Here is a 25,433-nt window from a genome sequence, read left to right on the forward strand (position 1 = left end):
GCCCACGGGCGGGGCGAGTCCGGCACCGCCCCGGAGGAGGGCGCCGAGCCTCGCAGCCGACAGACCGAGGACGCGGAATCCGCCCCGGCGGCCGGCTGCCCGTGCCAGTCTGGGGTGTCGTTGATCAGGCAGCGGAGAAGACCTCCCCTGCCTCAGCGGCCACGTCGGGGAGAGGAGCGTGTGGGATGGCATCGGCGATCGAAGCGCCTGCCGAGGTGTGGGTGTTGGGCCGGGAGCATCCGGCGCCGCTGCCGAAGGCGACCGCGGTACTGGCCGCGGCGCTGAGGAAGACCTACGGCCCGCGCTTCGCGGTCTGGCGGACCGACGAACTCCTCTTCGGCGTACGGGACGGCCGTCTGGTGCTGCAGACCTTCGCCGGCCAGGACATCCCGCCACCCAGGGTCGTCCTGGTGCGGCAGACTCCCGGCACCATGACGCAGCACCGCGAGCTGACCCTGCTCCGGCAGCTGGAGCACATGGGGGCGATCGTGGTCAACTCGGCCGCGTCCCAGGAGCGCTGCGGCAACAAGGTCTGGCAGCTCCAGGAACTGGCCGCCGCCGGACTCCCCGTGCCCGACTCCCTGTCGTACGCCACGGCGCCCCTCGTCGGCGTGGTGCGCAGTCCCGAGGTGCCCGAGCCGTGCGTGGTGAAGGCCATCAACGGACGCAACGGGGCGCATGTGTTCCTCGCTCCGGACACGGACCTGCTCCGGGCCCTGGCGGGCAGCCTCGCCCAGGACGTGCCGCTGATCCTCCAGGAGTACGTCGCCCCCTCCCACGGGCGGGACCTCCGGGTGTTCGTCGTGGACGGAGAGCCCGTCGCGGCCCAGATCCGCACCTCCCACGACGGCTCCCTCGCCGCCAACCTCGCCCGGGGCGGCTCCGCGGAACTCTGCCTGGGCCGCTACCCCGAGGCGGAGGCCCTGGCGGTCCGGGCCGCCGCGGCGCTGGGCCTGAGCATCGCCGGGGTCGATCTGCTCTTCACCGCCGACGGCGGACACACCCTCTGCGAAGTCAACGCCGTGCCCGGCTGGCGCCCCCGCATGACCACGGTGCTGCCCGCCGTCACCGCGTTCGTCGACCGGCTCCTGACCGGCACGAGCACGGGTACCCGAACAGGCGCCGACCGCAGCGCCGACACCCCTGGGCGGAAGGGGAGTTCCGGTACCGCGGACGCGACCACCTCGGCCGTTCCGTAGGACCTTTCGCCACCCGTCGCACCCACCTCGCCCGGGGCGGGGCACCTCACCGATGCCACAGATACCGTCCGAGTGTCCGCTTGAGCGGCGGCGGGGTGACGGTGAGGAGGGCGGTCGCGACCTTGTAGGAAACCCCGGGTACGCACCGCCGGTTGCCCGCGGCGACGGCCTTCAGCCCGGCGGCGGCGACCTGCTCCGCGCCCAGCCACAGGAATCCCGGCATCCGGGCGGGGCCGAAGCCGTTCGAGGTGAAGTAGTCGGTCCTGGTCAAGCCGGGCAGAAGCGCGGTGATGTGGATGCCGGAACCGCGGTTCTCGATGGCGAGGTCCTCCGAGAAGTGGGTGAGGAACGCCTTGGTCGCGGCATAGGTGGCCAGGGAGGGCGACGGCAACTGGCCGGTGAGGGAGGAGACGTTGAGGATGCCGCCGTGGCCTTCCGTCCGCAGGCGCGGCAGGAGGGCGCGGGTCAGCCGCACCGGTGCCTGGGCGTTGAGCCGCAGGGTGGCCTCCTCGCCGTCCACGGGGAGGTCGGCGAAGACCCCGGCCGCCCCGGAACCGGCGTTGTTGACCAGCAGTTGGACCGGCTTGGCCGGGTCGGTGAGACGGGTCTCCACCCGGTGGAGCCGATCGGGGTCGGTGAGGTCCGCCGGCAGCGTCTCCACGTCGACGCCGTGGGCGCGGCGCAGCTCCTCGGCCAGGTCCTCCAGGCGCGTGGCGCGGCGGGCGACGAGCACCAGAGCGACGCCCCGGGCCGCCAACTGCCGGGCCAGGGCCGTCCCGATGCCGCTGGAGGCACCGGTGATCAGCGCGGTGCGGTAGGGGTAGGACCGGTCAGCCACAGGTGATCTCCCCTCGTCTCCCGGTCGGGAGTACGCAGATGTCCCGGACCGCGCCCCTGGCCTGCGCGCACGGCGCCCGGCAGACGGAGCCCGGCGGAGGGAACTCGATGGATACAGGCCGGACTTGACGCGCCGACGTGGCACCACCACCCGCACCGGTGGGGGGAGGGCGGCAGTTCCCTACCAGGCCGCGCCGACCGTCAGTATCAATGCCGCTGAAGCTGCTGAATCTACTGAGCAAAGAAGGTACAGGACGTGAAGGCGGGCATAACAGGGCGCGTGCGGTCATAAGCCAGCGCCGGTCGTGCGCCCCATGAGTGCTGCCGGCCTCCGCCCGGCGGCCGTTGGCTAGGGTGACGCGGAGCGGATCAGTGATCAAGGGGGACGCGATGGACGGCGTGGCGGAGTTCTGCACCCGGGCACTTGAGCGGCACGGCTGTGCTTCGGCCTCCGTCGCGGTCGTGGAGCGCGGTGCGGTGGTGTTCGCCGAGGCGTACGGCATGGCGGACCGGGAGGCCGGGCGCAGGGCGACCGCCGAGACCGTGTACCGGCTGGCCTCGATCACCAAGCCGCTCACCGCGACCGCGATCTGTTCCGCCGCCGACGAGGGGCTGCTGGACCTGGACGCGCCGCTGCCGGGCGACTACGGCCGACCGGGCGGCGCGCCGACGATCCGTCAGACGCTCCAGCACCGCGGGGGCTTCGGCGGTCATTACGACTGGCACTACGGCGAGGGGGCGTCGTCGATCCCGACGCGCTGGTACGCGGAGCGGCTCTACCGCGAGCCGGGCAGCGGCTTCGAGTACGCCAACCTCGGCTATGACGCGCTCGGTTCGCTCCTCGGCGACGTCGACGCGCAGATCCGGGCCCGGGTCGCCGAGCCGCTCGGCCTGGCAAGCCTGGAGGTCGGGGCGGAGTACCGCGGTTCGGGGCCGACCGCGGCGCGGTACACCGTCGACGGTCGCGCCTACCCGGTCTGCCGGTCCGGCCATCCGGCCGCCGGGGACGCCTGGGCGACGGCGACGGACGTGGCGCTGTTCGCGCAGCACTCCGCCACGCTGCTGAGGCCGGAGACGGCGACCGCCGTGTACGACGCGGTGCCGATCGACCCGGCACAGGGGTACGGGCTCGGCTGGAGCGTGTCGACCGGCCCCGGGCCGGTGCTGCACAGTCACAGCGGTGGGATGGGCGGGGTCGCCACCATGGTGGTCCGGGTCCCGGAGCGGGAGCTCTCGCTGGCCGTCCTCACCAACAGCACCGACAAGTCGGCCCGCAACGCGATCCTGCACCACCTCCTGGAGCGCCTGGCGCCGGGCTTCGATCCCGCCGGCCTGTGCGCGATCCCCGCCACCGACCGTCCGATGACGCTGCCGGAGGGGAGCTGGACCGGCCGGATCGAGACGCGCGAGGGCGACCTCCCGCTCCGGATCGCCCTTCTCGCCGGGCAGCAGGTCTCGGTGCGGCTCGACGGGGTGGGGGAGGCCACCGCCGCCGGCCGGGCCTCGGCCGACTGGGGAGTGCGGACCCTGGTGCCGCTCCAGCTGCCGACCGCCGACGCCCGGATCGACAGCCCGCTGCTGTTGCTCGAACTCGGCGGATCGGAGGGGAGGTTGACCGGTGCGGCGCGTGCGATGAAGAGCGGTGAGGGGGACGGCTGGCTCGGCAACTACCTCAGCCACCCCTGCACGCTCGTCCGGAGCGACTGAGCGACTGAGCGACTGAGCGACTGGGTGGCCGAGTGGTCGACGTGCGGGGTGCGCCGGACGTACCCCGCACGCACGTCACGACCGCTCGACGCTCACCCGCGCGCCTGTGGCGACCGGCGCCACACCAGCACGACCGCGGCCAGCCCGGCCGCCACGGGCAGCATGCCCAGCAGCCCGTACGGGCGCGGGATGACCTGGGCGTACGCGCCTTCCGAGAATGTGAGGTCGAAGGCGGCGGTGGTCAGTCCCAGGGCGAAGAGGGTGGTGACGAGCCCGCGCGACCAGTGCTTGCGCCTGGCTATGCCCAGGATCGCCCACGACCAGGCCAGCAGGCCCAGTGCGCCGACGACGGCGAGGTAGGTGACGATGGCGTTCCGGTCGGCGGCCACCAGGGCCGCGGACCAGCGGGGGTAGGCGGCCCGCACATGGGCGGTCAGGCTGTCGGCCGTGGCCACGTCGACGAGCGGGGCCAGCGTGGCGGCCACGGTGAGCACCAGCCCCGCGCAACTGGCGCGCAGACCGGGCCGGGTGGCACGGGGAGTCGTGATCGTAGTCAAGACGCTTCCTCTGTCTCCCGTTCGGGCGCCGACCCATCCGCGGCACCCCGATTCTTACGACGTAAGTCGGTGTCCTCACGCTAGACTTACGCCGTAAGTATCGTCAAACGGGAAGGGCGGGCCCGATGCCCGGCAACCGGACCCGCGGTCAACGTGCGGGGCTGACCCGACAGTCCGTCCTCGAAGCGGCCCTGGCCCTCGCCGACCGCGAGGGCCTCAAGGCCCTGTCGATGCGCCGCCTCGGCGCCGAACTCGGCGTGGAGGCGATGACCCTCTACCACCACGTCGCCAGCAAGGACGCCCTCCTGGACGGCCTGGTCGAGCAGGTCTTCGCCGAGGTCGCCCCGCCGCGCTTCCAGGCCGCCTCCTGGCGCGCCGACCTGCGCGACTACGCGGACGCCCTGCTCACGGCGCTGCTCGCGCACCCCCACGTGGTCCCGCTGGTGGTGTCCCGACCGGCCACCACGCCGCGCAACCTCCAAGCCATGGAGAACGCCCTCGCCTCCCTGCGCACCGCGGGTTTCCCCCTGGACCGGGCGCTGGACGTCCTCTACGCCATCTCCGGCTTCGTCGTCGGGCACGTCGCCGCCGAGGCGGACCCCGCCCGCCGCGACGACCGGCGGACCGCCACCGACCACCTGCACCCGCTGCTCGACCTGGACCCCGACGAGTTCCCCCTGCTCACCGCGGCCGCACGCACCGAACGGCCGCGCTCGGGGGCCGACTCCCGGTTCGACTTCGCGCTGGAGGCCATGCTCGCCGGCTTCGACGCGGCCCGCCGCACCGAGAGCTGACCGGCCGCCCAAGTCGACGCCGCACGACGGGCGTTGGGCTCCGCCCCGGTCGACGCGGGAACCGGTTCCGCTACGGCGCGGCGGGCCCGCCCCCGTCCCCGCTGTTCGGGAGGGGCGGCGGCAGGGGCTGCTCCGCCCAGATGACCTTGCCCTGCGCGGTGTAGCGGGTCCCCCAGCGATCGGTGAGCTGGGCCACCAGGAACAGGCCGCGGCCGCCCTCGTCGGTCGATGCCGCGTACCGCAGGTGCGGCGAGGTGTTGCTGCCGTCGGCCACCTCGCAGACCAGGCTGCGGTCCCGCAGCAGCCGCACCGCCACCGGTGGCGAGCCGTACCGGATCGCATTGGTGATCAGTTCGCTGACCACCAGCTCCGTCGCGAAAACGGCCTCGGTCAGGCCCCATTCGGCGAGCTTGTCCGCGATGCGGGAACGCATCCCCGCGACCGCGGCCGGATCGAACGGCACGTCCCACCCGGCGACGCGGTCCGGGCCGAGCACACGGGTGCGGGCGATCAGCAGCGCCACGTCGTCCCGCGGGCGGTCCGGGAGCAGACGGTCGAGCACCGCCCGGCAGTTCTCCTCCGGCGACCGGCCCGGATGGGACAGCGCCCCGCGCAGCAGCTCCATGCCCTCGTCGAAGTCCCGGGTGCGCTCCTCGACCAGCCCGTCGGTGTAGAGCACGATCTGGGTCCCCTCGGGCAGGCGCAGTTCCGCGGTCTCGAAGGGCACGCCGCCCACCCCCAGGGGCGGGCAGGCCGGCAGGTCGGGGAACTCCACGGTGCCGTCGGGGTGGACGAGCGCCGGAGGAGGATGGCCGGCCCGGGCCATGTCGCAGCGCCGGGTGACCGGATCGTAGATCGCGTACAGGCAGGTGGCGCCGGTGATGGCGGTGCCGCTGCCGGTGTCCGCCTCCTCCTGGTCGATCTGGTCGACGAGGTCGTTGAGGTGGCCGAGGAGCTCGTCCGGTGTCAGGTCGAGGGTGGAGAAGGTGTGCACCGCCGTGCGGAGCCGGCCCATGGTGGCCGCGGCGTGCAGCCCGTGGCCGACGACGTCACCGACCACGAGCGCCACCCGGCTCCCGGACAGCGGGATCAGGTCGAACCAGTCACCGCTCACCCCCGACTGGGCCGGCAGATAGCGGTGGGCCACCTCCATCGCGCTCTGCTCGGGCAGCGTGCGTGGGAGCAGACTGCGTTGCAGGGTCACCGCCAGCGCGTGCTCCCGGGTGTACCGCCGGGCGTTGTCGATGCTCAGCGCGGCGCGCGCCACCAGCTCCTCGGCCAGCGACAGGTCCTCGTCGTCGAACGGCTCGGGCTTCTGCGCGCGCCAGAAGTTGGCCACGCCCAGGATGATGCCGCGGGCCTTGAGCGGCGTGATGATCAGCGAGTGGATGCCGTACGCCAGGATGCCCTCGGCGCCCTCGGGGTCGGGCAACCGCCAGGCACGGGTCGCCGCCAGGTCGGGCACGACCTCCGAGCGGCCGCTGACCATGCCGCGTGCCTGGGGCGTGGCCTCCACCCACGTGATCGGCGTACCGGGCGGGAAGAACGCGAGGCCCTCGCGGATGCCGTGCACCGCGGAGCGGACCATCTGGTGGGCGCCGCCCCCGGCCGGCTCGTCGCCGTGCAGGACGGGCGCCGCCAGGTCGACGGTGACGAAGTCGGCGAACCGCGGCACCGCGACCTCGGCGAGCTCCTCGGCGGTGCGCGTGACGTCGAGGGTGGTGCCGACGCTCACCCCGGCCTCGTAGAGCAGGCCCAGGCGCTCGCGGGCGCTCTCCGCCCGCCCGGAGAGCAGCCGCAGCTCCGTGGAGTCGCGGATGGTCGCGACCGTCCCCATGCCGGGGGCGTCGGGGTCGGTGGGCCGCTGGTTCACCGCCAGGAGCCGGCCGCCGGCCTGGTGGATCTCGTCGGTGGCGCTGCGGCCCGAGGACAGCAGCTCGGCCAGGCCCGGGGCGAGGTCGGGCAGCTGGGACACCTGGCGTCCCTCGGCGTCCCCGGGCAGGGCGAGCAGCCGTGCGGCCTCGTCGTTGACCAGCAGCAGACGGCCGTCGCCGTCGACGATGACCACGCCCTCCCGGACGGCGTGCAGCACCGCGTCGTGGTGTTCGTACATGCGGCTCATCTCGACCGGCCCCAGCCCGTGGGTCTGGCGCCGCAGCCTGGTGGTGATCACCCCGGTGGCGGCGGTGGCGAGCGCCAGCGTCGCGCCGCTGATCCCGAAGATCACCGGGAGATGGCCGGCGATGGCGCGGCTGACGCTCGCCACCTTCATCCCCGCGGACACCAGGCCCACCACCGAGCCGTGCGGATCGGTGACCGGGACCACGGCCTGCACCTCGTGGCCGAGCGGGCCGGTCACGTTCTCGATCTGCACCCGGCCGGCCAGCGCGGGACCGATGTTGCCGATGAACTGCTTGCCGATCTGCCCGGGCTGCGGGTGCGTGTACCGGACGCCATGGGTGTCGAGCACGACGATGAAGTCGACGCCCGCGCGGTTCCGGGCCGCCTCGGTGAGGGGCTGCAGCTCCTTCGCCGGATCGGGGGACCGCAGCGCGGCCGTGAGCCCGGGGGAGTGGGCGAAGGTCTCCGCGACGGCCACCGAGCGGCTGCGGGCCGCCTGCTCGGCGTCGTGCCGCGAGGTCAGCAGCAGCGCCGCCAGAGCGACCAGGACGATCAGCAGTCCCACGGTGAGCTGGAGCAGGAAGACTTGCCCCGCGACGCTCTGCGGGCGTCGTTCGGTCAGTGACCGTCCTCTTGTGCGCCGGTAGCGGCCGGACCCTGCGGCCATGCTGCTATTTCTAACACTCCCCGGGCGGGCCTGCCGCCCTGCTTGCCCCGTGCGGGCGCCTTCCGGCCGGCCCGCCTGCCGACGGGGCGAGCCCGCCCGTGGACGGACACCGGGCGGCCCACTACCCACAGTGACCGGGCGGCCCTTCGTGCTGAGCGCGCTCCGTCGCGTCGCGCCCGCCGGACGCCCGGGGCCGCGGCCGGTGCGGGGTGCCTGGCCGTGGCGGGCCCGCGCGGCGAGGCCGGCGGCCCGTGCGGGGGAGGGGAGCGGGCGGCTCGGGCCCGTTCCGTGGAGGCGTGGGCCCCGCCGGGGGCTCCCGGCGCATGACGGCGTGCCAGGAAACGACGATCAACTCCCGGACAATGAGGGGCAGTTGACCTGCGTGGAGGTCCAACCGTGCGGTGTGCGCGCCGGGTTCGTCGGTGTGTGCCGGCGTCAAGGTTCGGTCAAGTACTTGCGTCGATGCGCAAGTAGGTCGGTATGCTGCTGGACGTTCGAGAAATTCGAAGGCACCTCGTTCGGTGAGGCGTCTGCACGGACACAGGCCACTGACCCCACGACGTCGAGAGACGCCCAGGTTCAGGACAGGTCTCCCCGGATTAAGGGGTGACCCCAAGTGGCTGCCCCGGCAAGGGGATTACGCCGTGGAGTGCCAAAGCTCTGACGAGTTGGGGTGAGCCGGCCCATGCGGCCGGTCCGCTCCTTGACGTGTCCGTCATGGCGCCCTTGGCGCCCCGGCCGTGAGGAGGCGAGAGACATGGACGGCCATTGCAGTAGTCCGGGCCACAGTCGGCCCCGCATCCGCATGTCCTCGTTGACCTCCGGCACGCGATAACACCCCTCTTCCCCGCGCCCGCTTCCGCGCCCCGTAGCAGTCCGCACCGGTGCGGCTCCATGCCGCCCGGGCGCGGGCCGCCCGCCCGCGGAACGGTGCTGCCGCGTGCCCCGAACCTCCCCCAGACCGGGGGACCGGGAGGCTGTCATGACCGATCTGTCCACCACCACCGCCCCGCCCGCCCCGAAGCCCGCCTCCGCGGTCCTCGACGACGCGCACGTCGGCGACATCCGCGGTGCGCTCGGCACCATCAGGCACGACGACACCGCGCCCCGCCGCGGCCTGTCCGCCAAGCTCAAGACCCTGCTCGCGATCGTCGGCCCGGGCCTGATCGTGATGGTCGGCGACAACGACGCCGGCGCCTTCGGCACCTACACACAGGCCGGCCAGAACTACGGCACCAGCCTGCTGTGGACGCTGCTGCTGCTCGTGCCGGTGCTCTACGTCAACCAGGAGATGGTGCTCCGGCTGGGCGCCGTCACCGGGGTCGGGCACGCCCGGCTGATCCTGGAGCGGTTCGGGAAGTTCTGGGGCGCGTTCTCGGTCATCGACCTGTTCCTCCTCAACGCCCTCACCATCGTCACCGAGTTCATCGGCATCACCCTGGCGGTCGGCTACCTCGGGCTGCCGAAGGTGCCGAGCGTGCTGCTGGCGGCGGTGATCGTGGTGCTGGCCGCGTCGACCGGCTCGTTCCGCCGGTTCGAACGCACCGCCATCGCCCTGTGCGCCGGATCGCTGCTGCTGGTGCCGATCTACTTCCTGGTGCACCCGCCGGCCGCGCAGATGGCGCACGACTTCGTCGTCCCGGGCCTGCCGCAGCACTCCCAGCTCTCGGACGTGATGCTGCTGATCATCGCCATCGTGGGGACCACCGTCGCCCCGTGGCAGCTGTTCTTCCAGCAGTCCTACGTCATCGACAAGCGCATCACCCCGCGCTTCATGGGCTACGAGAAGGCCGACCTGTGGTTGGGTATCGTGGTGGTGGTGGTCGGCGCCGCCGCGATGATGGGCTTCTGCGCCGCCGCGTTCGCCGGGCACGGCGAGTTCGGCCACTTCACCGACGCCGAGGACGTGGCCGCCGGCCTCACGAAGTACGCCGGCCGCACCGCCGGGGTGCTGTTCGCCATCGCGCTGCTGGACGCCTCCATCATCGGCGCCTCCGCCGTCTCCCTGTCCACCGCCTACGCCATCGGCGACGTGATGGGCCTGAAGCACTCGCTGCACCGGGGCGTGCGGAGCGCCAAGGGCTTCTACGCCGTCTTCGCCGGGCTCATCCTGGCCGCCGCGGTCATCGTGGTCATCCCCGGCTCCCCGCTCGGCCTGCTCACCGAGGGCGTCCAGACCCTGGCCGGGGTGCTGCTGCCCTCCGCCTCGGTCTTCCTGCTGCTGCTCTGCAACGACAAGGCGGTACTCGGCCCGTGGGTCAACGGGCGGGCGATGAACGCCTTCACGTCCGTCGTCGTGGCCGTCCTGGTCGCCCTGTCCATCATCCTGACCGCCGCCGTGCTCTTCCCCCACATCAGCTCGGACGCGATCCTGGACATCATGGGCGTCTGCGGCGTCGCCGGCATCCTCGCCCTCGGTTACGCCGAGGCCCGCCGGCGCCGCAAGGGCTGGGCCCTGGCCACGCCCGTGGACCGCACGGGCAAGGAGGACTGGCGGATGCCGCCGCTCGACCACCTGCCCAAGCCGATCCTCTCCACCGGACGCAAGGTGGGCCTCACCGCCCTGCGGACCTACCTGCTGGCCGCCATGGTCCTGGTCGCCGTCCGCATCGTCCAACTCGCCCTGGGGCACTGAGCGCCACGGACCGCCTCCGGGGCGGCGCGCCCACCGACCGCCGCCCCGGAGGCCAGTCATCCGCACGGAGGTGAGTGCGTCATGTCCGTACTGTCCGCGATCCACATCCGTCCGCTGCGGCCGTCCGCGGGACCGGCCCTGCGGACCGTCCTGCGCGAAGTCGTCGCGCGCATCGCCCGGGGCGCCGCCGACAGTCCCGCGCTGCACGCGGTGGCGACGCCGCCCGTCCGTCGGCAGGCGGCGCGGCGCACTCCCCGGCGGCCGCGCGCCCACTGGCACACCGTCACCGATCCCGACGGGCGGCGCCGACTGGAGGCCCGGTGGCGGCCCGAGGCGTGACCGGCACCGGACACCGGCACCGGACACCGGCATCCGGCAGCGCGGACAGAGGTCTTCCGGCCCGTGCTGTCTGCGGGCGCCAGTCGTTAAACTCCCTTCATGGATGCCCAAGTCCCACCCGATGCCGACCAGAGATCCGAGCAGGCCGTCGCCGTGCTGAAGGCCGTCGCCGACACCACGCGTTTCCGGGTGCTGTGGGCGCTGACCCAACGCGAGTACGCGGTGGGGCAGTTGGCCGAGCTGGTCGGTGCGCATGTCGCCGCGGTCTCGCAGCATCTGGCGCGGCTGCGGGCGGTGGGGCTGGTGGTCTCGCGCCGGGAGGGCACCAGGATCTTCTACCGGGTCGCGGGCGACCATGTGCGCACGTTGCTGGAGGGCGCGGTGGTGGCGGCGCAGGCGCCGCCGGCGGCGGGCGTCACCGAGGGGGCTCCGGTGGCAGCCGCCGCGGCGGACGAGGCGGTGGTGGCCCGGGGCGCGGTGCGCGGCCGGCTGCGTCCGCGGCCGGCGCCGGGCGGCTGACGGGCGTTGCGGTCCCGGGCCGCGGCGCGTCGGCCGGTCAGCCGGCGGGGGCCGCGGCGCGGGGCGGCCGGACGTCCCAAGCGGCCCCGCCCTCGTCGAGGGTGTACTGCTCGGGGCCGGCGTCGTAGGTGAAGAGCGCGGCGTAGCGGCCCCAGTCGGTGGCGGTCTCCAACTGCTGGGCGATCTGCTCGCCGGTGTAGTGGTGGGCGAGCAGGTCGCGGAAGAAGCCGGCGCGCAGGGTGCCCTCCCGGCGCTGGAGGCTGGTGACGATGAGCCGGACCAGCGGGGCCGCGTCGAGCACCGCGCCGGCGAAGATCTTCTTGGAGTCCTGGACGTCCGCGTCGGCGAAGCCGCTGCCCTCCGGGGTGAGCAGCAGCTCGCCGCCGTGGACGACGGCGAAGCCGAGCAGTTCCAGGGCGTCGACCATCGGGAGCAAGTCGTCGACCTCCAGCCCGAGTTCGTCGGCCAGGTCGGCCAGCTCGCAGCGGTCGCCGTGCCGGGCCAGGATCTCGGCGAGACCGGCCAGCCCGTCGACCCCGGCCTGCGGCAAGGGGGTGTTGGCGGGGGTGGGGCGCCCGGGGCCGCCGGCCTGAGGGCCGGGACGGCCCAGCAGGGCGGGCCCGGGTTCCTGGGCGCGGCCGGTCATCACGCCGTACAGGCGGTCGACGAGGGCGCCGAACGCGGGCGCGCCGCGGTCGCGGGGGCGCGCCAGCGGTATGTCGAAGACGGCCTTGAGGGGGCCGGGCCGGGCGTCGAGGACCACCACGCGGTCGGCCATCAGCACCGCCTCCTCGATGTTGTGGGTGACCATGACGACGGCACGGGTGGGGAACTGGCCCGATTCCCACAGCTCCAGCAGTTCGCCGCGGAGGTTCTCGGCGGTGAGCACGTCGAGGGCGGAGAACGGCTCGTCCATCATCAGCACGTCGGGCTCGACGACCAGGGCGCGGGCGAAGCCGACGCGCTGGCGCATCCCGCCGGACAGCTCCTTGGGGTAGGCGGAGGCGAAGCCGTCGAGCCCGATCAGGTCGATCGCCTGGAGGGCCGCCGCGGCCCGTTCGGCGCGGCGCAACCCCCGGGCCTCCAGCCCGAGTTCGACGTTCTGCTGCACCGTCAGCCACGGCAGCAGGGCGAACGTCTGGAACACCATGGCGCTGCCCGGGTTGGCACCGGACAGCGGCTCGCCCCGGTAGACCACGCTGCCGGAGCCGGCCGGGATCAGACCGGCCAGGCAGCGCAGCAGGGTGGACTTCCCCGAGCCGGAGCGGCCGAGCAGGGCGACGATCTCGCCGGTGCGGATCTCCAGGTCGATACCGGCCAGGACGGGGAGTTCCCCGCCGGCGCCGGCATAGGACTTGGCCAGGGCGCGGGCGGCGAGGAGGACCTCGCCGTCGGCCGGGCGGGCGCTGGCGCCCCCGGCGGTGTCCGGGTCCACGGCGCGGCTCCTTTCGTCGGTGGGGGTCAGAGTGCGTAGCGGGTCTCGGCGAGACGGTAGAGCCTGCGCCACAGCAGCCGGTTGAGGGCGAGGACATAGCCGGCCATCACCGCGACCCCGGCGAGCAGATGCGGGTAGTTGCCCTCGGCGGTCGCCCGGGAGATGTAGGCGCCCAGGCCGGTGGCGGAGAGCGAGGTGCTGCCGAAGGTGACGACCTCGGAGACGATGGAGGCGTTCCAGGCGCCGCCGGAGGCGGTGACCGCACCGGTGACGTACGCCGGGAAGATCCCGGGGAGGATCAGGCGGCGCCAGCGCTGCCAGCCGCGGACGCCGAGGTCGTCCATCGCCTCGCGCAGGTCGGCGGGGATGGCGGCGGCCCCCGCGATGGTGTTGAAGAGGATGTACCACTGGGCGCCCAGCGCCATCAGCAGGACGCCGCCGACGTTCAGGGACAGTCCGGTGCGCAGGAAGGCCCAGGTGGCCAGCGGGAAGAGGAAGTTGGCGGGGAAGCTCGCCAGCAGTTGGACCAGCGGCTGGGCGATCCGGGCCAGCCGCGGCGAGAAGCCGATCCGCACGCCGATCGGCACCCACACCACCGTGGCCACCGCGACCAGCAGCACCACGCGGGCGAGCGTGGCCAGCCCCAGCAGCAGCGGTTCGGCGAACACGCCGAGTCCGGTGCGGTGGTGGAGGTAGCCCAGCAGGTCGGCCAGGCCCCAGGCGACCAGCCCGCCGGCCACCGCCGTGAAGACCAGGTCGCCGGTGCGCCGGCGGGCCCGGCCGACCGCCAGCGGCGGGTCGTCGGTGCCCAGCAGCCGCCCGGCCCGGCCCAGCAACTCGCCCACCGGGCGCAGCAGTCGGCCCCACCGGCGCGGCCAGGGCGAGCGGCGCAGGAAGTCCAGCACCAGCGAGCGGTGGACGTCGGTGGCCTCGGACTGCTCGTTCTTGAACCGCTCGGCCCAGGCCGTCAGGGGGCGCCAGAAGACGAAGTTGACCCCGATGACCATGACGGCCATGGCGGCCACCGCCCAGCCGACCTTGCCCAGGTCCCCGTCGGCGATGGCGGTGCCGGCGAACGAGCCCACGCCGGGCAGTGCGTAGGTGCGGCCGGCGACGCTGATGGCCTCGGACGCGACCAGGAAGAACCAGCCGCCGCCGAAGCTCATCATGCCGTTCCACACCAGGCCGATCGCGCCGGCCGGCAGCTCGATCCGCCAGAACCGCATCCAGCGGGTGAAGCGCAGCGAACGGGACACCTCGTCCAGCTCGCGCGGCAGCGTGATCAGCGAGTGGTAGAAGCCGAAGGCCATGTTCCAGGCCTGCGAGGTGAAGATCGCGAAGACCGAGGCGCACTCCAGGCCCAGGGGCGAGCCGGGGAAGAGCGAGACGAAGCCGGCCACCGCCACCGTGAGGAAGCCGAGCACCGGCACCGACTGGAGGATGTCCAACGCGGGGATCAGCACCCGCTCCAGCCGCCGGCTGCGGGCCGCGGCGTAGGCGTAGCCCACGGCGAAGGTGACGGCGGCCGCCAGCGCGGCGAACATCCGGGCCAGGCTCCGCGCCGCGTAGTACGGCAGCTCGGCGGGGTCGGTGTCCACCGCGACGACATGGGACGGGTCGAACGACACCGGTGTGCCCCCGCCCGCCCGCAGCAGCAGATACATCCCCACCAGCACCGCGGCGGCCACCGCGGCGTCCACCCAGGGCAGGCGGACCAACCGCCCGGCCACCCGGGCGGGCAGCGGCGCGCGGGACACGGCGGAGAACGGCGGAAACGTCACGGGACACCCCCCGGAACACGGCGGTCTGCGGACCGACGATGACACAGCCGGGTCACGACGGAACGGTCGGGGCGCGGGTCCGGGAACGCCGGCGCCGGCAGGGCGGACAGAGAAGACGGGAAGGAGAAGGAAGGGGGAGGAAGCGGGAGTTCAGTCGCCGCCCGGAAGGCGGCCGGGACGGTGCGGGTCGTCGCTCACGGCCGTCTCCCTTCCTGGGTCCTGGTGTCGCGCGTGTGCCGCGGAACCGCGCAAAGTCTGCCGCTTGTTGCATTCTTATGCAAATAGACGCGGGGCGTCGCCGCGGGACGCCGCTCCGTGCGCGCCGCGGGGCGCCGGTGCCGGGAGGTGTCGCGCCGGGGCCGGACACCTCGCAAGATGGAGGGGCAGGGCGCGACGGGACGGCGACGGCGCGCGGACCCGCTCCGTCCCCGAGGAAACGCCCTGCGCGCGACGCGCCTGCCTCGTGCGCGACAGCGGGCAGGTGCCCCGGCGCGCAGCCGCTCACGCGGCGGCGACGCCGCCCCGATCCGCACACCCCGGGCAGGGCAGAGCAATGGCCGTCAGCCCCCTCATCTCCACACCGCCGCCCGCCGACCGGCGGCCGTCCGTGCTGCACCTCTCCGCACTGGTGCGGCGCCCCGTGGCCGACCGGCAGGGGCGCACGCTCGGGCGGCTGGCGGACGTCATCGTGCGGCTGCGCGGCACGGACTACCCGGAGGTCACCGGGCTGGTGGTCCGGGTCGGGCGCCGTGACCTGTTCGTCCCCGTCGAGCAGCTGAGGTCGTTCGACGGGGGAGGCCAGGTGCTGCTGGAGAGCGCCAAGTTGGACCTGCGGCCGTTCCGGCGGCGCGAGGGGGAGGTGCTGCTGCGCGCCGATGTGCTCGGCCACCGGCTGATCGACGTGGCCAAGGCGCGGCTGGTGCGGGCCTCGGACGTGGAACTGGCCCCCCGCGACGGCCGTTGGCTGCTCTCCGGCCTCGACACCCGTCGCCCCCGCGGCCTGCTGCGTCCCCTCGGCGGCCACCCCCGCGGGGACCGCTGCCGGGACTGGAAGGGCTTCGAGCCGCTGATCGGCCACCGCGGCAGCGTCCTCGTCCGCCGCCCGACGGCACGGATCCGCGGCCTGCGCCCCGCGGAGATCGCCGATCTGCTCGAAGACGCCTCCAAGGACGAGGAGAACGAGATCCTCGGCCGTGTCCACCAGGACCCGGAACTGGAGGCGGACGTCTTCGAGGAGCTGGACGAGGAGCGGGCCACCCGGCTCCTGGGCACCCGCAGCGACCAGGACATCGCCGCGGTGCTCGGCCGGATGTGCGCCGACGACGCCGCCGACGCGCTGGAAGACCTGCCGCAACCCCGTCGCCGCCGCGTACTGGACCTGCTGCCGACGGCGCAGCGCACCAAGGTGATGACCCTGCTGGGGTTCCATCCCGACACCGCGGGCGGGCTGATGGGGATGGACTTCCTGACCCTGTCCGCGCAGAGCCGCGTCGCCGCGGCCGTGACGGCGGTGCGGAACTCCCGCCACCTCCAGTCCGAGGCCCTGACCAGTGCCTACGCCACGGATGACGAGGGGCGGCTGGTGGCCGCGGTGCGCCTGGTGGAGCTCCTCCAGGCCGATCCGGAGGCCGAGTTGGGCGAGGTGAGCGAGCCGGATCCGGTCCGGGTGCGGCCCGACACCGACCTGGTGGACGTCGTGCTGCTGATGACCGACTACAACCTGACCACCCTGCCCGTCGTGGACGAGGACGAGGTCCTCCTGGGCCTGATCACCGTCGACGACGTGCTGGCGGCGATGCTGCCGGAGGACTGGCGGCGCCGGGACCTGGCGCCGGCGCCGGCCGTGCACCGGACCGCGATCGCGCCCCACCAGGGGGACCGGCCGTGACGGGCGGCGAGCGGCGGCGGCCCGAGCGGCCCTCGCGCGCCGCGGCACCGGCCCCGCGGACTGGCGCGCACCGGACGCCCGAGCCGCCCCTGCCCCAGGAGCGGCAGACCCCGCCGCCCGAACGCGGCACCCACCCCTCCGCACCGCCCCGCGACCCGCACCCGCGCCCCACGGCGCCCCCGCGCGCCGCCCCCGGCCCCGCGCCCGGGACCCGCCCGCCACCGGCCAGGACCAGGGCCGACGCCGACCGACGGCCGCGCCCGGCCGCGGTCCGCGCCACCGCGCACGGCGCACGGACCACCGGCGACCGCGACATCGAAGGCGCCCTGGGAAGCATCCGCGGCGACGACGCGGTCGTCGGCCGCAGCCTGAAACGGCGCCTGCTGACGTTCCTGGCGATCGTCGGCCCCGGGCTCGTGGTGATGGTCGGCGACAACGACGCGGGCGGCGTCGCCACCTACGCGCAGGCCGGCCAGAACCACGGCTACAGCCTGCTGTGGGTGCTGCTGCTGCTCGTCCCCGTGCTGATCGTCAACCAGGAGATGGTGGTGCGGCTCGGCGCCGTCACCGGGGTCGGGCACGCCCGGCTGATCATGGAGCGGTTCGGCCGGTTCTGGGGCTGGTTCAGCGTCGCCGACCTCTTCGTGCTCAACGTCCTCACCCTTGTCACCGAGTTCATCGGGATCTCGCTCGCCCTGGGCTACTTCGGCATCAGCAAGTACGTCGCCGTGCCGGTCTCCGCCGGTCTGCTGGTGGCGATCACGGCGACCGGGAGCTTCCGCCGCTGGGAACGGGCGATGCTGGTCCTCATCACCGTCAGCCTGCTGCTGATACCCCTGGCCCTGCTCTCGCATCCGCGCTACGGGGCGGCCGCCTACCACCTGGTGGTGCCCGGCGTCCAAGGCGGCGTCACCCCGCTCGCGGTGCTGCTGATCATCGCGATCGTCGGCACCACCGTGGCGCCCTGGCAGCTGTTCTTCCAGCAGTCCAACATCATCGACAAGCGGATCACCCCGCGGTTCATCGGCCATGAGCGCGCCGACACCGTCCTGGGCTCCCTCCTCGTGGTCGGCGGCGCCATCGCGATCGTCCTCGTCGCCGACTTCGCGGTCCGCGGCACCCCCGCGGCCGGCCACTTCACCGACGCACTCGGCGTCGCCGACGCCCTGGGCGACCACAGCCGGGTCCTGGGGGCGCTCTTCGCCGTCGTCCTGCTGGACGCCTCGATCATCGGCGCGGCCGCGGTCACGCTGGCCACCAGCTACGCCTTCGGCGACGTCTTCAACCGCAGCCACTCCCTGCACCGCAGCTTCCGCGAGGCCAAGCCGTTCTACGCCAGCTACACCGGCATGGTCCTGGTGGCCGCCACCGTGGTGCTCCTGCCCGGCGCCCCCCTCGGACTCATCACCACCGCCGTCCAGGCCCTGGCCGGACTGCTGCTGCCCTCCGCCAGCACCTTCCTGCTGCTCCTGTGCAACGACCGCGCCGTACTGGGCCCCTGGACCAACCCGCGCTGGCTCAACGCCGTGGCCTCCCTGATCATCGCGGTGCTGCTGGCGCTCTCCGGCATCCTCGTCGCCACCACCCTCTTCCCGACCCTGAACGCCATCGAGGTCGGTCTGTGGGTCGGCGGCGGCCTCGTCGTCGGACTGCTCGGCGCCGCCGTCTGGCTACGCCTGGCCCGCACCCGCCGGCCGCCTGCCGCGGCGCTCTCCCGTGCCGAACGGGAGAGTTGGCGGATGCCGCCGCTCGCCCTCCTCGAACCGGTCGCCTGGTCCGCGGGGCTGAAACTCGGCATGGGCCTGCTCCGCGGCTACCTGGTGATCGCCGTCCTGCTGCTGCTGGTCAAGGCGATCCAGATCGGATGAGCGAGATGCCCGTACTCCGCCTCCGCCACCGCGACGACAGCCCCGCCGCGGAGCGGCGGCCCGCGCCGGTCCCGCCGAACCAGCGGCCCGCACGGCGCCGTTGGAGCCCCGAGCTCACCGCCGCGCTGATCGTCATCGTCGGCGGGGCGGCCGTGATCACCGTGCTGCGCCTGGCACCGGGCCCGGTGCACACCGCCCTCAGCGGCGCGCTCGTCGGCACCGTCGTCGTGGTACTCGTGCTGTTCCGGGCACTGTGGAACCGACAACACACCCCCGCCCACGGGGTCCGGCACCCCGCGCCTCCGCGGGCCGGGCCTGAAGGGTGGTTCGAGACCGAAGCCCTCGAAGGCTTCCCCCTCCAGGAACTCCGGCCCCTGCTCGACGCACCCGACGCTCCCGACCTGGAACAACTGCACACGGCATGGATCCTGCTCGACCACGGCCGGGACGCCGCCTGGGTCAGCCATCACCTGGACCTGCCGCCGGACTGCGTCCGGCTGCTCGCCGACGCCGCGCACCGCCGGCACGCCTGAGCCGGTGAACGGGCGCCGGGCCGCCGGCGGATCTCCGGCCGCACCGCCGCCGGCTCCGTCCCCGCCGCCTCGACGACCGGGCGCCGTCCGTAGGGGACTTCAGGCGGCGCGGCCCGCGGGCCCGCCGGCCAGCGCCTCCGCGGCGGCGACGCCGGAGGCGGCGGTGGCACCGTGCGTGAAGATCTGGACCGCTCCGGGAAGGGAGTCGCCCGGCAGGCCCATCTCGACCACGATCGCGTCCGGACGGGCCGCGGTGAGGTCGGCGAGGGCGCGGCCCATCCACGCGTGCCGGGCGGCGTCCCGGACGACGACCACCAGCGGCCGTCCGGCGGCGGGGGCCAGGGCGTGGTCGGGCAGGACAGCCGGACGGTCGGCGAGTTGCCGGTGCGGCAGGCGGACGAAGGTGGTGCCGGGCAGCCGCTCGCGCAGCGGGGCGGCGACGCCCCAGGGGGTCTCGTTGCCGATGGCGAGGTTGGTCGAGGGCACCAGCTCCACCACGTGCGGGGGAGCGGTCAGCGGGAGGGCGGTGTCCACCGCGCCGCGCAGCCGGAGCGCGCGGCGGGCGGCGACGAAGCCGATGTCGCCGTGGACGGGATCCACCGGGAGGGTGCGGCCCAGCTGGTGGGACCAGTCGGCGAACGTCCGGACGCGGTCGGCGGCCTCCGCGAGGCGCTCCGCGGTGAGTTCCCCGCGGGACGCGGCGCCGGTGAGCGCCTCGACGAGGAGGGCGGTGGTGGCCTCCTCGGCGTTCTCCCCGCCGACGCAGACCGCGTCGGCGCCGGCGGCGACGGCCCGGACCGTGGCGCCGCCGAGTCCGTAGCGGTCCGCGACGGCGCCCATCTCGATGGCGTCGGTGACGATCAGGCCGTCGAAGCCGAGTTCCTTGCGGAGCAGGTCGCCCAGGATGCGGGGGCTGAGGGTGGCCGGCAGGTCCGGGTCGTAGGCGGGCACCAGGAGGTGGCCGCTCATCACCGCGCCCACGCCCGCCGCCACCGCGGCCCGGAAGGGCGGCAGTGCCTGCGCGGCGATCTCGTCGGGGCTCGCGTCGTAGCTGGGGAGGCCGTGGTGGGAGTCGACGGCGACGTCCCCGTGCCCGGGGAAGTGCTTGGCGCAGGCGGCCACACCGGCCGATTGCAGGCCCTGGACCCATGCGGTGGCGTGCCGGGCGACGCGCGCGGGGTCGGCGCCGAACGACCGGACGCCGATGATGGGGTTGTCCGGGTTGGAGTTGACGTCGACGCTGGGCGCGTAGTCCAGGCTCACCCCGGCGGCGCGCAGTTGGCGCCCGAGGTCGTGGGCGACCGCTTCGGTCAGTTCGACGTCGTCCACGGTGCCGAGGGCGAAGTTGCCGGGGCGGGTGGCGCCGGTCGCGGATTCGAGCCGGGTGACGTCGCCGGCCTCCTCGTCGATCGCGATGATCAACGACGGGTTCTCCGCGCGTAGTTGAGAGGTCAGCCGGGCGACCTGTTCGGCCGAGACGATGTTGCGGGCGAAGAGCACCACGGATGACAGGCCGTCACCGATGGCGCGCAGGACCCAGTCCGGTGCCTCGGTGCCCACGAAGCCCGGCTGGAGGACGGAGAGCGCGAGACGTCGCAACTCCTTGCTGTGCGTGGTGGAGGACATCGACGGGGCCTTCCGGTTGGGGCGAGGCATCGATCAGGGTTGGTTGGTACAGACCAGCGGATATTGGCCTAGGCCAATCCGCGATGTCAAGGGATCCGTCGCCCGGCCCTCGCCCCGGGGGCGCGGATGCGCCGCGTCGCCGCACGGCGAGCGGCGGGACGGCCGCCTCGCCGCTCCACGGCCGCGACCGCGCTCCTCGCGACGGTGCGGCACGCCGGCGCGCGCGGACTGCGTGCGCGGCGCCGACCACGGGACCGGATCCGCCCCTGCCCGGGCGGCGGACCGACCCGCCCGAGAGGCGTCCGCACCGTCACCGCACCCCGCGAACCCTGGAGCGCTGCATGCCGGCGACCGACGACCACCTGTACCGATCCCCCTCGCCCGTCCCGTACTTCAGCGCGGACGGCGAGACCTACCGGGCGCGCACCCCGCTGCGGGAACTGCGCAAGACCCGCGAACTGCGGGTGCTGTCCGAAGCGGACTTCGCCTTCCGGCAGACCTACGGCCACGTCGTGGTCAAGGAGGCGATCCCGGCCGCCGCCGCCCGGCGCCTGCTGGACTTCGCCTGGGAGTTCCAGGCACTCGACCCGACCCGCCCCGACACCTGGAGCGCGTGATCACCCCCCTGTACGCAGGTGCAGCCGCACGCCCGAGGGCGTGCGGCTGCACCTGCGTAGGCGGTGGTGAGCGGCGTGCGTCAGCAGGCCCCGAGGTCCTGCCAGACACCCTCCTGGCCGGTGGTGCCGGGCTCCTCGCCCGTCGTCCACCACTTCGCCTTCCAGGTGTGCCCCTTGTGCGAGACCTGCTGGCCGCCGGTGTAGACCGCGCCGCTGGACCACGGCGCGGCCGTGCACTGGTTGCCGCTCCCGCCGGTGACGGTCAGGGCGTAGTCCGCGGTGTGGCTGCCGGAGGGACTCGTCCCGGTGAGGCTCAGGTGATAGGTGCCGTTGACGGCCGCCGAGGTCGTGGAGACGGTCAGCGTCGAGGAGTCGCCCGCCGTCACCGAGGTGGGGCTGAGCGAGGCGGTGACGCCCGTGGGGGCGCCGCCGACCGTGAGATCCACCTTCTGCGCCGCGCCGGCCGTGACCGCGGTCCGCACCGTGGCGGTGGCCTTGCCGCCCGCGGTCACCGAGCCGGTGGCGGGCGCGGCGGTCACCGAGAAGTCGTTGGCCGGTGCGGTGCCGCCGCCGGTGAACGGCGCGAAGATATGGGTGAAGTCCCAGGTGTTCTGCGGGATGCTGGAGCAGTTGTCGGCCGAGGCGCCGCCGGGGCAACTGCCGTTGTCCCGCTGGAGGGCCCAGAACGACAGGGTGTTGATGCCCTTGGAGACCGCCCAGTTGTAGACCTGGGTGGCGTTGTCGAGGGTGAACGTCTCGGCCGGGCCGAAGTCGTCGACGCCAGGCATCTCGATGATGCCGACCATCGCCCACAACTGGGCGGCGGTCTTGCCCGGGTAGAGCGGCTTGAGCTGGTTGTACAGCCCCTGGGCGGCGGTCTGGGTGTCGTCGGCCATGTGGTGACTGGCGTTGTCGTAGTAGTCGAACGTCATGATGTTGGCGACGTCCACCCGCGCGCCGTTGCGCACCGCGTTCTGGAGCAGGGCCACTCCGCTGTCGGTGAGGCCCTGCGTCGTCGTCGGCAGGGTGTAGGAGATCTCCACCGCGCGGCCGTTGGCCGCCGCCCAGTCCTGGACCAGCTTGATGGCCTTGTTCCGCCGATCGACCGCGGCGGAGTCGTCCAGCGAATCGCCCTCGATGTCCATGTCGAGCCGCGACACGTCGTAGGTGGTGATCACCTTCTCGTACACGTCGGCGATCTTCTGCACGTCGGTACAGCTGTCGGCGATCTCGGTGCCGGTGGTGTCCGCGGTGTAACCACCGAAGGAGGGGATGACATCACCGCCCTTGCCCTGGATCGTCTTGATGTCGCTGCCGAACGAGGCCGCGGAGACCGGTGTATCGGTGCTGCCGTTCCAATAGGCGGTGCAGGAGCCCTTGTTCTCGGTCTGGAGGAAGGCCATCGTCAGATGCTTGGCACCGGACTGCGCGGACAGCGCGGCCGGACTCTCGCCCGTCCACGACTCGAAGTAGGGCGCGAAGACATGGCTCGGGAGCGGGGTCGCCGCGTGGGCGGCGCCACCGCCGAGGGCGGTCAGACCCGCCGTGGCCACAGCGGTGACGGTAGCGGTGAGTACTGCGCGGAACGAGCGCCTGCGTCTCATATCGGTCCCAGGTCTAGGAGGTTTACCGCCAACTCCCTTTGTGCACAGCGGTATTGACTCTGGGATAACCCTGAGGTCAGGGGCATGTCAATGGACTGGACCAAGGCAGGACTAGACCAATTCGTGAGGCGGTTCGCCGCGGCCCTGCCCAGCCCCCGCGCGGCGCGCTGGACCACGCCCGGCCCTTTCGGCGCGCCCGCGATCCGGGCCCCGACGCGGTGCGGTGCCCGGACCGGTCGTCCGACCGTGTGTCAGGACTTCTTCTCGCCCAGCTTCCCGACGAGGTCCTGGGCCTTGTCGACCGCGGTGTCGATCTTGTCGCTGTGCTTGTGGTCGGTCTTGTCGTCGAGGAACCCGCCGACCTTCTCCAGCCCGTCGGAGATCTTGTCGCCGTGTGCCTCGGCGATCTCCTCGGCCTTCTCCTTGAGGTTCTTCAGCGCGTCAAACATCCCGGCCCGTCTCCTTCGATGAATTGCCTGGTGAGGAACATGATCCCATGCGGAACGGGGCAGCCACCGCGATCTCGGACAACCCGGCCCGCGCAGCCCCACCCCGCCGGCGCCCGGCCGGCTCCCGCAGCACGGCCCCGATTACCCGCCGGGTAATCGCCCCCGACCACCCGCCCTGCCAGGATCGTCGACGTACGGAGCACGCCGGCGTACGGAGCACACCGACGCGCCGGGAACGCCGACGCACGAAGACCCGATCGACCGGAAGGACGCGCCATGCCCGCCTACGCCATAGCCCATCTCCGAAACGCCACCCCGCACCCGGAGATCGTCGCGTACATCGAGCGGATCACCGCCACCTTCGCGCCCTACGGCGGCCGTTTCCTCGTCCACGGCACGCAGCACGAGGTGAAGGAGGGGAGTTGGCCCGGAGACCTCGTGGTGATCGGCTTCCCCACCCTCGCCGATGCGCGGGACTGGTGGGACTCGCCCGCCTACCAGGAGATCGCACCGCTGCGCGCACGGCACATCGACGGCGACATCATCCTGGTCGGCGGTGTGCCCGACGACTACGACCCGAACACCACGGCACAGGCCGTGCGGGAGGCGCTGCCCGCCGAGTGAGGTGCCCGGTCGCGTCCATGCAGCGGCCCACCACCACTTCGTGGCCGTGTGCCCGGACCGACGCGATCGCCACTTCCGGGCGCGCCCACCTCCCCGGGCCGACGCCACTCGAAGGGGAGGTGACGGCCATGCGGTCTCCGGGGCGCAGGGGGCGCGGATGTCGGATCGTCATGGCCGGAGTCCGGCACGGTGGCCTGCGAACTGCCCCTCTTTTCAGCCGAGTTGGCCGGCCCTCATGACCGCCCTGTCGCGCTCTGGTCGTGCAGCGTTCCGCGGTGGTCGTCGCCCCGCAAGGTCGCCAGGGCGAGGGCCCCCAGGCCGCAGGTGACCACCAGGTAGTAGGCGGGGACGTCCGGTTCGCCGGTGCGGTGGACCAACTCGGTGATGAGCAGGCCCGCACACCCGGAGAAGACCGCGTTCGCCAGTGCGTAGGCCACGCCGAGGCCGGTGTAGCGCACCGCCGTGGGAAACATCTCGGCCAGCATCGCCGGACCCGGGCCGGCCAACAGGCCCACCAGGGCCCCCGCGAACGCCACCGCGCCGTACGCCAGCCACGCCGGGGACCCCCGGTCCTGCACCACATGGAGCAGGGGCAGTGCCGACACCGCGATGAGGACCGCCCCGGTGAGCATCACCGTCCGCCGGCCCACCCGGTCACTGAGCGCACCGGCCGGCAGGATCGTGGCGGCGAACCCCAGGTTGGCCACGACGGTGGTCAGCAGCGCCTGTTGGGGGCTCGTACCCACCGTGTTCTGCAAGTAGGACGGCAGGACCACGAGGAAGGTGTAGCCGGCGGCCGCCCATGCCATGAGGCGTCCGCATCCGACGAGGATCGCGAACGCCGTCTGCCCGGGCGTCACCGGAGCCCGGGCAGCGCCCTCGCCCGGGGCGCCGGATGCGGGGCCGGCCGCCGCCCGCGACTGCTGTGAGCGGTGGAACTCCGGGGACTCCGCCAGTCGCAGGCGCAGCCACAGCGCGACCGCGCCCATCGGCAGGGCCGCCAGGAACGGCAACCGCCATCCCCACGCCGCGACCTGCGCCTCCGACAGCGCGGCCGTCACCAGGGTCGCCGCGCCCGCGCCCCCGAGCAGTCCGAACGCCACGGTGAGGGACTGCCAGGCACCGTACCGCCCCCGCTTGCCGGGCGGCGCACTCTCCGTCATCAGGGACACCGCACCGCCGAACTCCCCGCCGGCCGACAGCCCCTGCACGATCCGCAGCGCCGTCAGCAGCCAGGGCGCGGCGGCGCCCACCGTGGCGTAGGTGGGCAGCACGCCGATCAGCGCGGTGGCGCCGCTCATGGTCGCCACCGACGCCAGCAGCACCGGCCGGCGGCCGAAGCGGTCGCCGGCCCGGCCCAGGACGAAGGCGCCGACGGGCCGGAAGAAGAAGGCCACCGCGAAGGACGCATACGTCCTGACGAGTGCCTCCGCGGCTCCGCCGGCGTGCGGAGTGAAGAAGTCGGCCGCGATGACGGTGGCGAAGTAGGCGTAGACGCCGAACTCGTACCACTCGATGAAGTTGCCGACCGCGCCGGCGGCCAGGGCGCGGGGCGCGGGAGCGCTCCGGGCCGTCGCCGGGCGGGGTTCGCCAGTGGAGGTCGTCATGCCGCAGAGCCTTCCCCGCCGGCGCG

19 protein-coding genes, 1 pseudogene and 1 riboswitch are annotated in these 25,433 nt (G+C 73.5%); of the genes and pseudogenes, 11 read left to right on the forward strand and 9 right to left on the reverse strand.

The window, feature by feature from the left end; genetic code table 11:
* Window positions 1-185 precede the first annotated feature (185 nt).
* A complete protein-coding gene (locus ACIQE0_RS15510) occupies window positions 186-1,199 on the forward strand; it encodes a RimK family alpha-L-glutamate ligase (RefSeq protein WP_402332160.1) in 1,014 nt (337 codons plus the stop codon).
* A gap of 46 nt (window positions 1,200-1,245) precedes the next feature.
* Here the strand turns inward: ACIQE0_RS15510 and ACIQE0_RS15515 are convergent, their stop codons facing one another.
* Window positions 1,246-2,037, reverse strand: coding sequence for an SDR family oxidoreductase (locus ACIQE0_RS15515; RefSeq protein WP_366328707.1), 792 nt, complete (start codon window positions 2,035-2,037; stop codon window positions 1,246-1,248).
* 371 nt (window positions 2,038-2,408) lie between these two features.
* On the opposite strand from ACIQE0_RS15515, the gene ACIQE0_RS15520 reads away from it, so the two are divergent.
* Entirely contained in the window at window positions 2,409-3,743 is a 1,335-nt protein-coding gene (locus ACIQE0_RS15520; protein WP_402332164.1) for a serine hydrolase domain-containing protein, read from the forward strand.
* 92 nt (window positions 3,744-3,835) lie between these two features.
* Here the strand turns inward: ACIQE0_RS15520 and ACIQE0_RS15525 are convergent, their stop codons facing one another.
* Window positions 3,836-4,300 carry a hypothetical protein gene (locus ACIQE0_RS15525; RefSeq protein WP_402332167.1) on the reverse strand — a complete coding sequence of 155 codons (465 nt, stop codon included), beginning with the start codon at window positions 4,298-4,300 and terminating at the stop codon, window positions 3,836-3,838.
* Window positions 4,301-4,425: 125 nt separating this feature from the next.
* Here ACIQE0_RS15525 and ACIQE0_RS15530 point away from each other — a divergent pair, with 125 nt between their 5' ends.
* Entirely contained in the window at window positions 4,426-5,094 is a 669-nt protein-coding gene (locus ACIQE0_RS15530) for a TetR/AcrR family transcriptional regulator C-terminal domain-containing protein (RefSeq protein WP_402332170.1), read from the forward strand.
* A 70-nt stretch (window positions 5,095-5,164) separates the two neighbouring features.
* Here the strand turns inward: ACIQE0_RS15530 and ACIQE0_RS15535 are convergent, their stop codons facing one another.
* Entirely contained in the window at window positions 5,165-7,882 is a 2,718-nt protein-coding gene (locus ACIQE0_RS15535) for a SpoIIE family protein phosphatase (protein ID WP_402332173.1), read from the reverse strand.
* A gap of 506 nt (window positions 7,883-8,388) precedes the next feature.
* Window positions 8,389-8,562: riboswitch (M-box (ykoK) riboswitch) on the forward strand.
* A 302-nt stretch (window positions 8,563-8,864) separates the two neighbouring features.
* On the opposite strand from ACIQE0_RS15535, the gene ACIQE0_RS15540 reads away from it, so the two are divergent.
* From ACIQE0_RS15540 to ACIQE0_RS15550, 3 genes are all read left to right on the forward strand, one after another.
* On the forward strand, window positions 8,865-10,517 hold the full coding sequence (locus tag ACIQE0_RS15540; protein ID WP_402332175.1) for an NRAMP family divalent metal transporter: 1,653 nt from the start codon (window positions 8,865-8,867) through the stop codon (window positions 10,515-10,517).
* Between the two features lie 81 nt (window positions 10,518-10,598).
* Window positions 10,599-10,856 carry a hypothetical protein gene (locus ACIQE0_RS15545; protein ID WP_402332178.1) on the forward strand — a complete coding sequence of 86 codons (258 nt, stop codon included), beginning with the start codon at window positions 10,599-10,601 and terminating at the stop codon, window positions 10,854-10,856.
* 99 nt (window positions 10,857-10,955) lie between these two features.
* Window positions 10,956-11,375 carry an ArsR/SmtB family transcription factor gene (locus ACIQE0_RS15550; protein ID WP_402332181.1) on the forward strand — a complete coding sequence of 140 codons (420 nt, stop codon included), beginning with the start codon at window positions 10,956-10,958 and terminating at the stop codon, window positions 11,373-11,375.
* Window positions 11,376-11,412: 37 nt separating this feature from the next.
* Here the strand turns inward: ACIQE0_RS15550 and ACIQE0_RS15555 are convergent, their stop codons facing one another.
* Window positions 11,413-12,810, reverse strand: a complete 1,398-nt coding sequence (locus ACIQE0_RS15555) for a nitrate/sulfonate/bicarbonate ABC transporter ATP-binding protein (protein ID WP_366328691.1) — start codon at window positions 12,808-12,810, stop codon at window positions 11,413-11,415.
* Between the two features lie 26 nt (window positions 12,811-12,836).
* The gene (locus ACIQE0_RS15560) at window positions 12,837-14,474 is read right to left on the reverse strand and encodes an ABC transporter permease (protein ID WP_402332294.1); all 1,638 of its coding nucleotides are present in this window, start codon (window positions 14,472-14,474) and stop codon (window positions 12,837-12,839) included.
* A 670-nt stretch (window positions 14,475-15,144) separates the two neighbouring features.
* On the opposite strand from ACIQE0_RS15560, the gene ACIQE0_RS15565 reads away from it, so the two are divergent.
* Genes ACIQE0_RS15565 through ACIQE0_RS15575 form a run of 3 tightly spaced genes read left to right on the forward strand, consistent with a single transcriptional unit; the run spans window position 15,145 to window position 18,880 of the window.
* Window positions 15,145-16,479, forward strand: coding sequence for a magnesium transporter MgtE N-terminal domain-containing protein (locus ACIQE0_RS15565; RefSeq protein WP_402332185.1), 1,335 nt, complete (start codon window positions 15,145-15,147; stop codon window positions 16,477-16,479).
* On the forward strand, window positions 16,476-18,347 hold the full coding sequence (locus ACIQE0_RS15570; protein WP_402332188.1) for an NRAMP family divalent metal transporter: 1,872 nt from the start codon (window positions 16,476-16,478) through the stop codon (window positions 18,345-18,347). Before ACIQE0_RS15565 ends, ACIQE0_RS15570 begins: the two co-directional genes overlap by 4 nt.
* On the forward strand, window positions 18,344-18,880 hold the full coding sequence (locus ACIQE0_RS15575; RefSeq protein WP_402332191.1) for a hypothetical protein: 537 nt from the start codon (window positions 18,344-18,346) through the stop codon (window positions 18,878-18,880). The genes ACIQE0_RS15570 and ACIQE0_RS15575 overlap by 4 nt, the downstream gene beginning before the upstream one ends.
* A gap of 99 nt (window positions 18,881-18,979) precedes the next feature.
* Here the strand turns inward: ACIQE0_RS15575 and ACIQE0_RS15580 are convergent, their stop codons facing one another.
* Entirely contained in the window at window positions 18,980-20,506 is a 1,527-nt protein-coding gene (locus tag ACIQE0_RS15580) for a glycoside hydrolase family 3 protein (RefSeq protein ID WP_402332194.1), read from the reverse strand.
* Window positions 20,507-20,847: 341 nt separating this feature from the next.
* Here ACIQE0_RS15580 and ACIQE0_RS15585 point away from each other — a divergent pair.
* Window positions 20,848-21,114: pseudogene (locus ACIQE0_RS15585) on the forward strand (phytanoyl-CoA dioxygenase); the annotation flags it as partial.
* Between the two features lie 89 nt (window positions 21,115-21,203).
* Here ACIQE0_RS15585 and ACIQE0_RS15590 read toward each other — a convergent pair.
* Both ACIQE0_RS15590 and ACIQE0_RS15595 read right to left on the reverse strand, forming a co-directional pair.
* A complete protein-coding gene (locus ACIQE0_RS15590; RefSeq protein ID WP_402332197.1) occupies window positions 21,204-22,727 on the reverse strand; it encodes a chitinase in 1,524 nt (507 codons plus the stop codon).
* 251 nt (window positions 22,728-22,978) lie between these two features.
* A complete protein-coding gene (locus tag ACIQE0_RS15595; RefSeq protein ID WP_366328677.1) occupies window positions 22,979-23,176 on the reverse strand; it encodes an antitoxin in 198 nt (65 codons plus the stop codon).
* Window positions 23,177-23,452: 276 nt separating this feature from the next.
* On the opposite strand from ACIQE0_RS15595, the gene ACIQE0_RS15600 reads away from it, so the two are divergent.
* On the forward strand, window positions 23,453-23,800 hold the full coding sequence (locus tag ACIQE0_RS15600) for a DUF1330 domain-containing protein (protein ID WP_366328675.1): 348 nt from the start codon (window positions 23,453-23,455) through the stop codon (window positions 23,798-23,800).
* A gap of 233 nt (window positions 23,801-24,033) precedes the next feature.
* Here ACIQE0_RS15600 and ACIQE0_RS15605 read toward each other — a convergent pair whose 3' ends face one another.
* On the reverse strand, window positions 24,034-25,407 hold the full coding sequence (locus tag ACIQE0_RS15605) for an MFS transporter (RefSeq protein ID WP_366328673.1): 1,374 nt from the start codon (window positions 25,405-25,407) through the stop codon (window positions 24,034-24,036).
* Between the last annotated feature and the right edge of the window lie 26 nt (window positions 25,408-25,433).

The sequence above is a fragment of the Streptomyces sp. NPDC093097 genome (assembly GCF_044754325.1).
In the GTDB taxonomy this organism is placed as follows: Bacteria; Actinomycetota; Actinomycetes; order Streptomycetales; family Streptomycetaceae; genus Streptomyces.